Genomic DNA, 560 nt, shown 5'->3' on the forward strand with positions numbered 1-560 from the left:
TTTAATCAAATGATCTTTTATCTGATAAGTGGTCAGGTGATCCAAAAACAATGGCTCTTGATGTGCCATCGCTTCCTCACCTTGTACCACATGCACTTTTTGAGACCGTAAGAACGCTTTGGCAGGGTGGCGCACTTGATACACCAACATACCTTCGACATCTATCTCCCCAATGTTAAATACGGTATCACGCACCATTCGGGTGAGCGCCTGAGTCCTATCGCTCATATCATTAGCAGCAGTAGAAGTATCGAGTCCCAGCATATTGGCTAATGTAGACACGGTTTGATTGTCTAGTTGTCCTAGCTGACCAAAGCTGTGCCCAAACATGTGAGCCATGGCTTCGTACTGTGCTTTTGTGGGCAAACCAATCAGTTGTGGATGCTCGCTAAATCTTCTTTTCTGTAGTGTCTCAAACACAGCTTGCCATAGCGGTGCAGGCGGAAATTGTTTTTTCTGAGCCAGCTTGGTTTGGCGCATGGCTTTATTTAGCAACCTATCTAGCTCATCGGCTGCAGTAGTATCAGGGTTGCTATCGCTAACATCATTAGACGTATTGC

General features: G+C 45.7%; 1 pseudogene. It reads right to left on the reverse strand.

The annotated features are described in order from the left end of the window. A pseudogene (locus ACS8FC_RS19840) lies at positions 1 to 560 on the reverse strand (exodeoxyribonuclease V subunit gamma); the annotation flags it as partial.

Source organism: Psychrobacter sp. 1Y4 (assembly GCF_051847555.1).